Annotated in this window: 13 protein-coding genes; 5 read left to right on the top strand and 8 right to left on the bottom strand. The window is 55.9% G+C overall.

The genetic code is table 11. The features are described 5' to 3' along the window. Window position 1: 1 nt before the first annotated feature. Window positions 2-493 (bottom strand): MOSC domain-containing protein, encoded by a 492-nt coding sequence (locus ACVBEJ_RS02270; RefSeq protein ID WP_447127974.1) that lies wholly within the window; start codon window positions 491-493, stop codon window positions 2-4. A gap of 75 nt (window positions 494-568) precedes the next feature. On the opposite strand from ACVBEJ_RS02270, the gene ACVBEJ_RS02275 reads away from it, so the two are divergent. The 3 genes from ACVBEJ_RS02275 (at window position 569) to ACVBEJ_RS02285 (ending at window position 2,628) form a co-directional block, all read left to right on the top strand. Continuing rightward, the gene (locus ACVBEJ_RS02275) at window positions 569-1,006 is read left to right on the top strand and encodes a YHS domain-containing (seleno)protein (RefSeq protein WP_447127975.1); all 438 of its coding nucleotides are present in this window, start codon (window positions 569-571) and stop codon (window positions 1,004-1,006) included. 339 nt (window positions 1,007-1,345) lie between these two features. Next, window positions 1,346-1,738 (top strand): hypothetical protein, encoded by a 393-nt coding sequence (locus ACVBEJ_RS02280; protein WP_447127976.1) that lies wholly within the window; start codon window positions 1,346-1,348, stop codon window positions 1,736-1,738. Next, complete coding sequence (locus ACVBEJ_RS02285) at window positions 1,735-2,628, top strand: DUF6279 family lipoprotein (RefSeq protein WP_447127977.1); 894 nt, start codon at window positions 1,735-1,737, stop codon at window positions 2,626-2,628. Before ACVBEJ_RS02280 ends, ACVBEJ_RS02285 begins: the two co-directional genes overlap by 4 nt. On the opposite strand, the gene ACVBEJ_RS02290 is transcribed toward ACVBEJ_RS02285, so the two are convergent. Further along, window positions 2,569-2,994 carry an HIT domain-containing protein gene (locus ACVBEJ_RS02290; protein WP_447127978.1) on the bottom strand — a complete coding sequence of 142 codons (426 nt, stop codon included), beginning with the start codon at window positions 2,992-2,994 and terminating at the stop codon, window positions 2,569-2,571. The genes ACVBEJ_RS02285 and ACVBEJ_RS02290 overlap by 60 nt on opposite strands. An 84-nt stretch (window positions 2,995-3,078) precedes the next feature. Between ACVBEJ_RS02290 and ACVBEJ_RS02295 the strand changes: the two genes are divergently transcribed. Together ACVBEJ_RS02295 and ACVBEJ_RS02300 are read left to right on the top strand one after the other, a co-directional pair. Continuing rightward, window positions 3,079-4,806, top strand: a complete 1,728-nt coding sequence (locus tag ACVBEJ_RS02295; RefSeq protein ID WP_447127979.1) for a proline--tRNA ligase — start codon at window positions 3,079-3,081, stop codon at window positions 4,804-4,806. Further along, entirely contained in the window at window positions 4,793-5,368 is a 576-nt protein-coding gene (locus tag ACVBEJ_RS02300; protein WP_447127980.1) for a lytic transglycosylase domain-containing protein, read from the top strand. The genes ACVBEJ_RS02295 and ACVBEJ_RS02300 overlap by 14 nt, the downstream gene beginning before the upstream one ends. A 157-nt stretch (window positions 5,369-5,525) precedes the next feature. Here ACVBEJ_RS02300 and ACVBEJ_RS02305 read toward each other — a convergent pair whose 3' ends face one another. The 6 genes from ACVBEJ_RS02305 to tgt form a co-directional block, all read right to left on the bottom strand. Continuing rightward, entirely contained in the window at window positions 5,526-5,813 is a 288-nt protein-coding gene (locus tag ACVBEJ_RS02305; RefSeq protein WP_447127981.1) for a GIY-YIG nuclease family protein, read from the bottom strand. Between the two features lie 204 nt (window positions 5,814-6,017). Beyond that, window positions 6,018-6,383 (bottom strand): VOC family protein, encoded by a 366-nt coding sequence (locus tag ACVBEJ_RS02310; RefSeq protein WP_447127982.1) that lies wholly within the window; start codon window positions 6,381-6,383, stop codon window positions 6,018-6,020. A 52-nt stretch (window positions 6,384-6,435) separates the two neighbouring features. Continuing rightward, window positions 6,436-8,610: a DUF748 domain-containing protein gene (locus tag ACVBEJ_RS02315; protein ID WP_447127983.1), complete on the bottom strand. Its 2,175-nt coding sequence runs from the start codon at window positions 8,608-8,610 to the stop codon at window positions 6,436-6,438. A 600-nt stretch (window positions 8,611-9,210) separates the two neighbouring features. Next, a complete protein-coding gene (gene secF / locus ACVBEJ_RS02320) occupies window positions 9,211-10,197 on the bottom strand; it encodes a protein translocase subunit SecF (protein ID WP_447127984.1) in 987 nt (328 codons plus the stop codon). Window positions 10,198-10,206: 9 nt separating this feature from the next. Then, complete coding sequence (secD, locus tag ACVBEJ_RS02325; protein ID WP_447127985.1) at window positions 10,207-12,060, bottom strand: protein translocase subunit SecD; 1,854 nt, start codon at window positions 12,058-12,060, stop codon at window positions 10,207-10,209. Window positions 12,061-12,239: 179 nt separating this feature from the next. Next, window positions 12,240-13,379 (bottom strand): tRNA guanosine(34) transglycosylase Tgt, encoded by a 1,140-nt coding sequence (gene tgt, locus ACVBEJ_RS02330; RefSeq protein ID WP_447128089.1) that lies wholly within the window; start codon window positions 13,377-13,379, stop codon window positions 12,240-12,242. Window positions 13,380-13,481 lie beyond the last annotated feature (102 nt).

Consider the following 13,481-nt stretch of genomic DNA (forward strand, 5'->3'; position numbering starts at 1 on the left):
GTTACAACAGCCGCACTGTATCCCCCAGAGCAATCTCGCCACTGCGTATTACCTTGGCACAGAGCCCGCCGTGACCGTACATGGCGGCAAAACCGCCGGGGCCCAGTGCTTCCTCCATACGGCTGCACGGGTGGCAGAGAGCGGTTGCCTCAAATTCGGCCTCACCAATGACAAAGTGGCGGTGGCGCAGAGCCAGCACATTAATACCGGACACCACCAGATTGCGGCGCAAGGTATTCGGGTCAATGGCCTCGCGGCCCAATATGGCGGCAACAGCGGCGATATGCTCCTGGCTGATCAGTGTCACCTGGCGGCCGGAACCGGGGGTTTTCAGGCAGCGATGGTCGCCTTCCAGCCCCAGATTTTCCAGAGCACGCACCCACTCCACTTCCAGCAATGTCGCACGGCGCTCTGGCCGCAGGCCAATCCAGCGCAATGTGCCGGGGGCCATTTGCTCCGTATAACGCTTCAATAAACCGTGGGGAGTGCTCATACTTACCATTATCCTCTGGAACTTCTACATCGACGCGCAGCCCAAGTGCCATCGCTAATTCAACAGGAAAAAACCATGAAAACAAAGGTTTTGTTTCTGGCGCTGATTTTGGTGGCGCCATTCAGCTACGCGGTTGATGAAATCAACACCGGATTCTGGGGCAATACCGCCATCAAGGGCTACGACACCGTGGCTTACTTTACCGAAAACCGCGCGGTTAAAGGCAGTAAAAAATTCCAACATTCCTGGAAAGGCGCCAACTGGCGTTTCAGCAGTCGGGAAAACCTGGAACTGTTCAAAGCCAACCCGGACACGTACGCCCCTCAATACGGCGGCTACTGCGCCTGGGCGGTGGCACAAAACGACACTGCCGGTATCGACCCGGATCAATTCACTGTCCTCAATGGCAAGCTGTACCTGAACTACAACAAATCCATCAACGACAAATGGACAAAAGACCGCGACCAGTACATCATCGACGCCGACAAATACTGGCCCGAATTGATAGATTAGCTGATAGATTATTAAACCGGCAACCTTATAGGTTGCGTTTAATAATGCGGCACAGGGATGTGCCGCTGCTGGCGCAGCCAGCGCGAGCTCAATAAAATCAAGCACTTCCGCGCAAGTGCGTCAGGTTTTATTGAGCGCGCAATAGAAAAGGCAGGACGCCTTTTCTATTCCCGGGTTAATAGATTCCTGCATCATTCAGGAGATTGCCACGCTACGCTCGCAATGACGGGGTGGGTATATTTCGTCATCGCGAGCGCAGCGTGGCGATCTCCATCCGGGTACTTCGGTGTCGGGAGATTGAGGCGCTACACACGCAATGACCGGTTGTTTATAAACTTTATGACAAAACTCTCCCCCACTGCCCGCATACTGCTTTCCGCCGTTGCCGCCTTTCTTGGTTACGGCGCCTGGACGCTGTTGGTCAACAGCGATGGCGACTTGATATCGGCCATGAGCTACGCCCTCTGCTACGGCAGTTACAGCTTTGCCATGACCCTGGCCACCAGCGGCCTGCTGGAGTTTCTCTACCGCCATTTTGCCCACCATTATAAAGGCACGATAGTGGCAGGCATTGTTACCTGCCTGCTGCTTTATGCTGGTGCCTGGTGCGTCAACTACGCCGCCGGCACACCCAACATTTTGCTCACTATTTTACCGGGGGCCGGCTTCAGCACCCTGTTTGTGATCTCCTACCTGATGACCCTCAGCAAAACCGTAAAGGTACATCGATGAGGCGTGCACGGGCCGGCTTTGTCCTCTTGCTGCTGATACTGCTGTCCAGCGCCGGTTGCACCACCAAAATTGCCTACAATTACGCCCACTGGTGGGCCAACTGGACAGTGGATGATTACATCGACCTCAACCGCGAACAAAAAGCCTTTTTCAAAAGCGAATTTCGCCAGTTACACCAATGGCACCGGCAAACCCAGTTGCCGCTGTATGTCAGCTTTCTGAAACAAACCCAGGCTCAGTTATCCGCCCCCAGCGTAAGTGCCGAAACCCTGCACCAACAGATTCTGGCCACCCAAAGTCTGCTGGAAAACAGCAAACAACAAGCCACCGCTCCGCTGGCGGAATTACTGGAATCACTGTCGGCAAAACAGCGGGACAAACTGCTGGCAACCCTGCAAAAAGAAACAGCGAAATATCGTAAAAAGAACACCTACAAAAATGACGATAAGCGCCACAAAGTCCAACAAAAATCCATGGGGCGTTTTGTCAAAAAATGGCTTGGGCCGCTGTCCAAACAACAAAAACAACGCATCCAGGAATGGTCTGTGCAAACCCGGCCAATGGCGGAACTGGATGCCGGGCAGCAACAACTCTGGCAGGAAAAATTTTCCTCAGCTATTGCCAGTGAGCAAGCGGACGCCATCAAACTGTTTCTGGATGACTACCTGCTGGACGACGAAAGTTTGTGGACGGCGGAATATCGCCAAAACGTGGAATACAACCGATCATTGATCAGGGAATTATTGATCGACCTGCTCAACAACCGCAGTGACAAACAACGCCGCCACCTGGACAAAAAGCTGCAACGCCTGATCGAAGATTTTCAGCAGTTAGGAAACAAAGTCAGTATGCGACAGCCCACCCCGAATGGCCGCCAGGCGCTCGGCTAGTTCATCTTTCTGGTACGGCACCGCCGACACCTCCCCCCAAACAGGCGCGGGCCAGGCCGGGTCACCGCGATAGCGCACAATATGGTGGCAATGCAATTGCGGCACCATATTGCCAAGGGCCGCCAAGTTTAATTTATCCGCCTCAAACACCTTCTCCAACACCTCAGACAACACACAGGATTCGGCCATCAAGCGGGTGCGATCCTCGCCGTTGAGCTGGTGTACTTCCGTTACATCCGCCCGTTGCGGCACCAGAATAAACCAGGGGTAGTTGGCGTCTTTGTGCAGCAGCAACAAGGACAGGGGAAAACGGCCCACCACAATGGTGTCCTTTTGCAGTTGCGGATGGAGTGTAAATTCCTTCATGGCTGTACCCTTTGCGGTTGGATACGTAGAATACGCCTTTTTTGCGACAATTTTTAGACTAATCACTTTTAGGACAAGCACCACATGCGCGCCACCCGCTTTCTGATTGCCACCCAAAAAGAAACCCCTGCCGACGCCGAAATTATCAGCCACCAGCTGATGCTGCGCGCCGGCATGATCCGCAAACTCGCCTCTGGCCTGTATAACTGGCTGCCCCTGGGCCTGCGGGTTCTGCGCAAAGTGGAAAATGCCGTGCGCGAAGAAATGAACAACGCCGGTGCCCAGGAGCTGCTGATGCCGGTGGTGCAACCGGCGGAGCTGTGGCAGGAATCCGGCCGCTGGCAGCAATACGGGCCAGAATTATTGCGCATCAACGACCGCCACCAACGGGATTTCTGCCTGGGCCCCACCCACGAAGAAGTGATCACCGACCTGATTCGCCACGAAATTCACAGCTACAAGCAACTGCCCACGAATTTCTATCAGATTCAAACCAAATTCCGCGACGAAATCCGCCCCCGTTTCGGCGTGATGCGGGCGCGGGAATTTCTGATGAAAGACGCCTACTCCTTCCACACCAGCCAGGAGTCCCTGCAGCAAACCTACGACGACATGCACACCGCCTACTGCAAAGTGTTTGAGCGTCTGGGGCTGGACTACCGCCCGGTGTTAGCGGATACCGGCGCCATCGGCGGCAGCTTCTCCCACGAATTTCACGTACTGGCGGAATCCGGCGAAGACGCCATCGCCTTCAGCAGCGGCAGCGACTATGCCGCCAATGTGGAAAAGGCCGAGGCTCTGGCACCCCAGGGGCAGCGCCCTGCCCCATCTGCGGAACTGGCCAAGGTACACACCCCCGGCGCTCGCACCATTGCGGCGGTAAGTGAACTTCTCGGTACGGAACAACAGCAGAGCATCAAAACCCTGATAGTGCTCGGCCAGCAAGACGACAACGGCCAGCAACCCCTGGTAGCCCTGGTGCTACGCGGCGACCACGAACTCAACGAATTGAAAGCCGAAAAACTGCCCGCTATCGCCTCCCCCCTCAGCTTCGCCCCGGAAGAACGCATCAAGGCAGAACTGAGCTGCAATGTGGGCTCCCTGGGGCCAGTGAATATCGGTATCGACGTGATTGTGGATCGCGACGCCGCGCAATTGGCAGATTTTGTCTGCGGCGCCAACGAAGACGACTACCACCTCACCGGCGTCAACTGGCAGCGGGACTGCCCCCTCAACGAAGTGGCCGATATCCGCAACGTGGTAGCCGGTGACGCCAGCCCGGACGGTAACGGCGTACTGGAAATCAAGCGCGGTATCGAAGTTGGCCATATATTCCAACTGGGCACAAAATACTCCGAAGCCATGAACGCCAAAGTTCTGGACGAAAACGGCAAGGAAACCCTGATGACCATGGGCTGCTATGGCATTGGCGTCAGCCGCATTGTCGCTTCTGCCATCGAGCAGAATCACGACGACAACGGCATTATCTGGCCCGATGCCCTGGCGCCCTTCCAGATCGCCCTGGTGCCCATCAATATGGGCAAGTCGGAACAGGTGAAGGAAACCTGTGAACGGCTTTACAGCGAACTCAGCGCCGCCGGGTATGATGTACTCTTTATGGACGAACCCAAAGCCCGCCTGGGTGCAATGCTGGCAGATACCGAATTAATGGGCCTGCCCCACCGCCTTGTGGTGGGCGACCGCGGCCTGGCCAACGGCACCGTGGAATACAAAAACCGCCGCGCCAGTGATAACCAGGATATTGCCGTGAACGACGTTATCGATTTCATTAAGAGTAATGTGGCGCACTAAACTTTTACAAACCACTGTGCTGTTGTTGCTGGCCTGCCCCCTGTGGGCAGAGCCAGGCAATGAGCCGCAACAACCGGAAAAAGAACTGGTAGACCTGCTGCGCCAGGCCGCCACAGACAGCACCGGATTTGAAGACAAATACGACGCCCACGTATGGCTGGCCAGTAAAAACGGCCCGTTAAAGCGATTTGTCAAAGACGAAAAGAAACGCCTGGAACTGCTGAAAAAAATTCACCGGGAAGCCAACCGCGCCGGAGTTCATGCGGAAATTGTGCTGGCGGTGATCGAAATTGAAAGCGGCTTCGACCGCTACGCCATCTCCCACGCAGGCGCCCGCGGCATGATGCAGATAATGCCCTTCTGGAAAAAAGAGATCGGCCGGGAAGACGACAACCTGTTCAACACCGACACCAACCTGCGCTACGGCTGCACCATTCTCAAATACTACCTGGACAAAGAAAACGGCAAAGTCGCCGACGCCCTGGCCCGCTACAACGGCAGCTACGGGACCTATAAATACGCGGGGAAGGTGTTGGATGCGTGGTCCAAATACTGGAAATAATCACTCCCTGTCATTGCGAGGAGCGAAGCGACGCGGCAACCTCCTGAATATGACAGTAAACTGAACGAGATTGCCGCGGTCGCTTCGCTCCCTCGCAATGACGGGTTATAGCCAGCCTCGTCATGGCGAACTCAGCGAACCAATCTCCATCAAACCACTACAAAATTTCATCATACAAATCCCGCCATTCAGGACTACCGGATTCGATAAGATTTATCTTCTTCATCCTCGAACCACCTTTGAGCTGCTTTTCACGGGTAATGGCCGATTCCATACTTTCACAAATTTCGTAGTAAACCAGTAAATCCAGGTTGTACTTTTTACTGAAACTTTTAACCAAATGCTGCTTATGTTGCCAAACGCGTTGAATCAAGTTGCTGGTGACGCCGACATATAGAACACCGTCAGGGCGGTTTGAAAGGATATAGACAGCGGGCTTCTTCATAGTTGTTCTTCCTTGAATTCAGGTTTCACTGTCATTGCGAGGAACCGCAGGCGACGTGGCAATCTCCATCAGAGTGGCAGAGGTGTCAAGAGATTGCTTCGTCGCCTGCGGCTCCTCGCAATGACAAGGTTAAACATGGCACGTCATCGAGCAAATACCCACGTCATTGCGAGCGCAGCGAAGCAATCTCCCGCTTATTCCACCTCACTCCACCTCGTGACAAACCACCTCAATATTATGCCCGGAAGGGCCGATCACAAAGGCGGAGTAATAATTGGGGTGGTAGTGTTCACGAATACCGGGGGCGCCATTGTCCAGCCCACCGGCAGCCAGGGCAGCCTGATAAAACTCATCAACCTGGGCGCGATTTTCCGCTCGTAAGGCAATATGCATGGGCCTTTGTGGTAACTCATGCTGACCAACCCACAGCTCCGGTTTACCCTCCGGGCCGTAGCCAGCCCAACCGTCCACCTCCAGTACCAAGGCAACCCCCAAAGGCTGCAATGCCTGGTCCAGAAACGCTTTGCTGCCAGCCAGGTCGCTTACACTCAGGCTAATATGGTCGATCATTTCACACACCTTTTGTTATTGGTTTGAAATCCTAAATGTATCAACCAACGTATCAAATATCGAGTACCACCTGAGCACCTTTGGCAGACTTTTTGGTGGACTGTTTAAGACTCGCCCGATCTGCCGCCACGCCCAGCGCCAACAGCTGCTCCAACACCGCCTGCGCACGACTTTCTGCCAACATCAACAACGCCGCCGGGTCGATGGCCTGGTGGCCGAGCAACTCATCGTAAAGGGCGCTGGCCGGGCGTTCGGCCATATCGCGGTCGGGAAGAACACGGCGGTAAAGTTGAACCACGGCTTTCGACCAGCGCTCATCGCGCTCTGTGCGGGATTGTTCGTCTATTCCCGCCTTTTGCAAGCGCTTGTCCAGTTGCCGCTGCTGCAATAAAGCACCGTCTTTTTCCGGGTCGTACTGCCCCTGCAGGGTCAGCTTCAGGCTGGGGCGTTTGGCCAATGCCAGGGCCAGCATTGCCACCTTTTCCCGGGAGCGCTCGCTCAAGGTCACCGCGCCGGGGGCAAAGGGCACCCGCTGTAAATCGTCTTCAGCCCCTACCAGGCTACCCAGCAACTTGAAGGGCGACGCCACGGTTTTGACAATCAGGTTCTGAAAGGCCGACCACACCACAGAACTGACGATAAACGAAGGGTCTGCCAGATCACCACTGACCGGCACATTCATATTAATTACACCGCTCACATCCTTGAGCAGTGCCACCGCCGCCCCCAGCGGCAAACTGACCGCGTTCGGGCTGTCCACTTTTTTACCCAGCGACAGCTGTTCGATGCGCACCTTGTTTTGGCCCTTCAAACGGTTATCTTTTACCTGATAACCCAGAGTCAACTGCAACTGCCCCTGGTCAATGGCGCGCCCCACGTAAGTGCCACTGTAGGGGCTGAGGCTGGGTACCTCCAACGCGTCCAGCTCGAATGCCAGGTCGAGATTCAGGCTCGGCGCGGTTGGCCCCAGGGTGCCGCTCAGGGCGATGGGCGCGTATTCATCCACCAACCCCTTGAAGCTGACTACTGCCGCTTGATCACCACTGGAGTGAAAGCCGGTAACCGTGCCAGAAAGCTGTTCCAGGCTGGCGGCAAAAGGCTGCGCTAGGCTGGCATCGGAAAAAGCCAACTGGCCATTGTCGATGGCCACTTCTTTGATGGCCAACTGCCAGGGCGAGCCAGAGCCGCTGTTGTCTGCCTCCGCTTCCCCGGTACTGCCCTGCCCTACTAAACCCTGCCCTACTAAACCCTGCCCCATAAAACCCTGCAGGTTGGTATTGCCATCGGCGTCAATGGCAAAGCGGGCATGGGGCTTTTTCAAAGCCAGCCGTTCCACAGAAGCACGTTGCTGTACAGCATCCAGTTGCAAGTCATCAATGGCCAACTGTTGCCAGACCAACAAGGGTTCGCCGCTGTCAGCTTCCACCGACAGGTTGTCAATCTGGCTGCTGCCACTGATTTTGGCCAGGGATTGATTGTTAAACTCCAAGGCCAAATCCGTACTCAACAAGCCTCGCAGCCTGCCATTAATCTGCCCTGCCAAAAAGCCGTTAATGTCGGCCAATGGCAGTTGCAGCCCCAGCTGTAATTGCCCGTTCAATGACTGGAGAGCCAATTTACCCGCCAGGGTAAAGCGACCGGATTCCTGAATACGCCCACTGACATCAATATCCAATGGCCCCTTTTCCGGCAGGCGAACATTGGCGATGTCCACAGACAGGGAAACGCGACTGCTCACCGGCTCCGGCCCCGACATATCGGTATAGGCCAGTTGCCGGGCGTCGATGGAAAGGCTGTCGATATAAATTACCGGGGGCTCGCCTGGCTCGGTATTCTCAGACGGGGGCAATGCCTGTTGGTGGCGAAGGATATCCGCAAAACTGTATTCGCCGTCTCCCAACACCCGCAGGTGACCGTAAAACCCGGTCAGGGTAATGTCGCGCAGATAAAAACCCTCTGACGACAAAGTGCGCCAGATGGCCGGCACAATAACCAACTCGTCGAAACTCGCCAGCGACTTGCCGTCCGGGTCGTGAATGGCTAACCCCTCCAGCCCCACTTCCAGACTCAACGGGTTTAACCAACTGCCCGCCAACACCAGCTGCCTGCCGGTTTGTTGCTGGAATATTTCCTTTAACTGCCAATTGAGAATGGGCGGCACGGCGAAAGTGGCCAGTAGCAAATAAACCAGAGCGCTATAGAGAAAAATTCGAAAGGCTTTGCGCACGGAAACGTCCTTGGCCAGAGAAAAGAATGGTAATCATAGCACCATCCGGCACTCCTTCATTGCGAGGGAGCAAAGCGACCACGGCAATCTCCTTCCAAGGATCCTTATTCACACTTCGGAGCCGCCTTGGTGTTTAAGCGTGCAGTACCTCCAGGGCATACTCAGGGTCAGACGCAACAATCCGCTTCTACGCGAGCAAAGCAATCTCCATCCAGTTACCGCCATCCCCAAGTCCTCTGCCATTCTGGGCGAGATTGCCGTGTCGCCTACGGCTCCTCGCAATGACGGGGGGAACGGGCGGCCTCGCAATGACGTAGTGGGTATATTTCGTCATCGCGAGCGCAGCGCGGCGATCTCCATCCGGTTACCTCCACACTCCCCAAGTCCCCTGCCACTCTGGTCGAGATTGCCGCGTCGCCTACGACTCCTCGCAATGACGGGGGGAACGGGCGGCCTCGCAATGACGTAATGGGTATATGTCGTCATCGCGAGCGCAGCGCGGCGATCTCCATCCGGTTACCTCTACACTCCCCAAGTCCCCTGCCACTCTGGTCGAGATTGCCGCGTCGCCTACGGCTCCTCGCAATGACGGGGAAATTGTTACGGCAGGTCGTCCACTAATTCGCCTTCCTTCACGGTGGGTACCAGATCTTCCCGGTCGATGTGCATGGCCAGCAGGATATTGGCGGCCACGTAGATGGAGGAGTAGGTTCCTACCAGCACGCCGACGATCAAGGCGATAGAGAAGTTGTGGATCATTTCACCGCCCACAAAAAACAGCGCCAACAGCACCAGCAAGGTAGTTAACGAGGTGATCAAGGTGCGACCCAGGGTTTGGGTGAGGGATTCGTTGATCACATCGCTGGGGGATGCCTTGCGCAGCAGGCGGAAGTTTTCCCGTATGCGGTCGGACACCACAATGGTGTCGTTCAGGGAGTAGCCGATTACCGCCAGTACCGCCGCCAGTACGGTGAGGTCAAATTCCAATCTGAATACAGAGAAAAAGCCCAGCACGATCACCACGTCGTGAATCAATGCCGCCACTGCGCCCAGGGAGAATTTCAGCTGGAAGCGAATGGCCACGTATATCATTACTATGGCCAGTGCCGCCAGCATGCCAATGCCGCCGTCGTCGCGCAGTTCTTCGCCAATGACGGAGCCGATCACCTGAAACTGCTTGATTTCCAGGGCATCACCATCAGAGCGCAGGGTTTGTTCCACGTAGTCGTTAACGGTTGTGGGTTTGTCGGTTACCGGGTCGATGGGCAGCGCTGCCGCATTTTCCTGCATGCGGATAATCACTTCGGTTTCTGCCCCATAGTGCTGCACCACCGGGCTGAAGCCGGCATCGCTTAACTGGCTGCGGATTTTTTCCAGGTCGGCGGTTTGTTCGTAGCCCACTTCCACCTGCACACCGCCGGTAAAGTCCAGCCCCGCCTGAATGCCGTTTATGGTCAGGGATACGATGGAGCCAATCACCAGCAATACCGACAAAATGGCCGCCTTGTAGCGCTGCCCCATAAAGTTGATGATTTTCACGGCGGTGGCCCTGATTTCGTTACTTTCTACTTTGTTTTCTTCACTCATGGCCGCCTCCTATATCCACAGCTTCTGCAGTTTTTTGCCGCCTATGGTGGCGTTCACCAAGGCGCGGGTACCCATGATGGAAGTAAACATGGAGGTGACAATGCCAATAGAGAGCGTAACCGCAAAGCCTTTCACCGGCCCGGAGCCGATCATAAACAGGATTAACGCCACAATCAGGGTGGTGATGTTGGCATCAAAGATGGATACAAAAGCCCGGTCGTAACCGGCGGAAATCGCCTGTTGCGGCGACAGGCCGTTTTTCAGTTCTTCTTTGATGCGCGAGAAAATCAGCACATTGGCGTCTACCGCCATACCCACGGTCAACACGATACCGGCAATACCCGGCAAGGTGAGGATGGCCCCAAACAGTGACATGGCGGCCACCAGAATAATCAGGTTCATGGCCAGGGCAACGTTGGCGACAATGCCAAATGCCTTGTAGTACACCAACATAAACAGCAGCACCAGCACCATACCCAGCTGTACGGAGGTAACCCCCAGTTCGATATTTTCCGCCCCCAGGGATGGGCCGATGGTGCGGCTTTCGACAATCACCATGGGCGCGGCCAGGGCACCGGCGCGCAGCAGCAGGGCCAGTTCGCGGGCTTCCTGAACGCTGTCCAGGCCGGTGATCTGGAAGCTGGCGCCAAACACACCGCGAATGGTGGCCAGGCTGATAATTTCTTTGGTTTCGGTGGTTTTGATTACGTCGATTTCGTTGCCATCCGCATCCCGGCCCTTGACGATTTTGGAGTTTTTCTCCACAAACAAGATCGCCATGGGGTGACCGACGTTTTTCAGGGTGGTGGAACCCATTTGGTTGCCGCCTTCTGTATTGAGGCGAATGCTGACCATGGGGCCGCCGTGTTCATCCAGCCCGGAAGACGCGTCAATCACCGCCTCGCCGGTGGTAATGGCTTTGCGTTCCAGGGTGGCGGTTCTGCCGGGCTCGCTTTTAAAGGGGTAAGTCTGGCCGCTGCCGCGAGCTTCCAGGCGAAATTCCAGGGTAGCGGTTTTGTTGATAATGCGCTGAGCTTCGGCGGTATCCTGAATGCCCGGCAGTTGCACCATAATGCGGTCTTTGCCTTGACGCTGAACGATGGGTTCGGAAACCCCCAGCTCGTTCACCCGCTTGCGCAGGGATTGCAGGTTTTGTTTTACCCAGCTGTCTACCCGTTCTTTGACCCAGCTGTCGCTGGCTTGCAGGCGCAGTTCGTACAGGCCGTCCTGTTCGGATTCCACCTTGTTTTCCGGGAAGGACAGCGCGCGAAATTCGCTGGAGCGCACCAATTGTTTGAGCTTGTCGCGGGATTCTTGGTCGCGGCTGACGGCAGTAATGTTGTGCGGGTCTTCCAGGGTTATGCGCACGCCGCGAATCTGTTCCTCGCGCATTTTTTCCTTCAGGTTGGAAATCTGGGTTTCCACTTCCTGTTGCAGCCGGTCACTGGTGTCCACTTGCAGCAAAAAGTGAATACCACCGCTCAGGTCCAGGCCCAGTTTCATGGGCTCACCACCCAGGCCTGCCAACCATTCCGGGGTATTGGAGGCTTTGTTCAGGGCGGCGATATACTCGTCGCCCAGGGCGTTTTTAATCACATCCCTGGCTGCCAGCTGTTCATCATCCCGCTCCAGGCGCACCAGTACATTGCGCTCGTTCAGCTCGCTGCCCACGGTGGCGATGCCCGCCTCGCTCAGTGCCGCTTCTGCGCGATCGAGAATGGACTGGTCCATGGTCATGTTGCTGCGCTGGCCGGATATCTGTACCGCCGGGTCCGGCGGGTACAGGTTGGGCAGTGAGTAGAGAATACCGAGCCCGGCAATCAGCAGGATCAGCAGGTATTTCCAGAGTGGGTAGCGGTTCATTATTTTTCCATGGAATCAATTATTAACGTCATCGCGAAGGAGCGTAGCGACTGCGGCGATCTCCAAGCGCGCACTCCGATTTACGGAGATTGCCGCGTCGCTTCGCTCCTCGCAATGACGGTGTTATAAAAAGCAAAGCCGCCGAATTATAGAGCAACGTGCGGGCTATTGTTGGCTTTTCAAGTGCTCTTGTTCTGTTCTGGCCGCAAATAGCCGGTGGCGGTGTAAAAATCATCCACAAACGCTTCCAGCTCCCCAGCCGCGATAGCATCCCGCAATCCCTGCATCAATGTCTGGTAGTAATGAATATTGTGGATGGTGGCCAGCTGCGGGCCGAGAATTTCACCGCATTTGTCCAGGTGGTGCATATAGCTGCGGCTGAAGTTCTGGCAGGTGTAGCAGTTACAATTTGGGTCGATGGGGCCAGTGTCGGTTTTGTTTTTGGCGTTGCGGATTTTCAGCACGCCCTGGCTGGTAAAATAGTGGCCGTTGCGGGCGTTGCGGGTGGGCATAACGCAGTCGAACATATCCACTCCCCGGCGCACTGCCTCGACAATATCCTGGGGCTTGCCCACCCCCATCAGGTAACGGGGTTTATCGTCGGCCATATGCGGTGTCAGGCCGTCCAACACCTTGAGCATTTCATCTTTGGGCTCGCCCACGGACAAGCCGCCAATGGCGTAGCCGTCGAAGCCAATCTGCGTCAAACCGTTCAGGGATTCCTGGCGCAAGCCGGTGTACATGCCACCCTGGATAATGCCAAACAATGCGGACGGGCTATCGCCGTGGGCGTCTTTGCTGCGCTGCGCCCAACGCAGGGACAGCTCCATGGAGTCGCGCGCCTCTTGCTCGGTAGCCGGGTACGGGGTGCACTCGTCGAAGATCATTACAATGTCCGAGCCCAGCTCCCGCTGCACCTGAATGGACTTTTCCGGGTCGAGAAATATCCTGTCGCCGTTCACCGGCGACTGAAAGGTCACCCCCTCCTCGGTGATCTTGCGCAGCTTGCCCAGGCTGAATACCTGAAAGCCACCGGAATCGGTAAGGATGGGCTTATCCCACTGCATAAAGTCATGCAACGTTCCATTACCAGAAAGCCCATGTTGCTGCACCACTTCGGTGCCTGGGCGCAGCATCAGGTGAAAGGTATTGCCGAGCACAATCTGCGCGCCGGTGGCCACGATGTCTCGCGGCAACATACCTTTGACGGTGCCGTAAGTGCCCACTGGCATAAAGGCGGGAGTTTCCACCGTGCCACGGGGGAACACCATACGCCCCCGGCGGGCGCTGCCGTCGGTGGTGTCCAGTTCAAAATTCATAAAGCATTGGCGGGTCAAAATTGTTTCCTCTCGGCATTGTCATTGCGAGGGAGCGCAGCGATTGCGGCAATCTCCCGCAGAACGCAGAGGGCTTCACGAGAT

The organism is Porticoccus sp. GXU_MW_L64 (assembly GCF_052983295.1).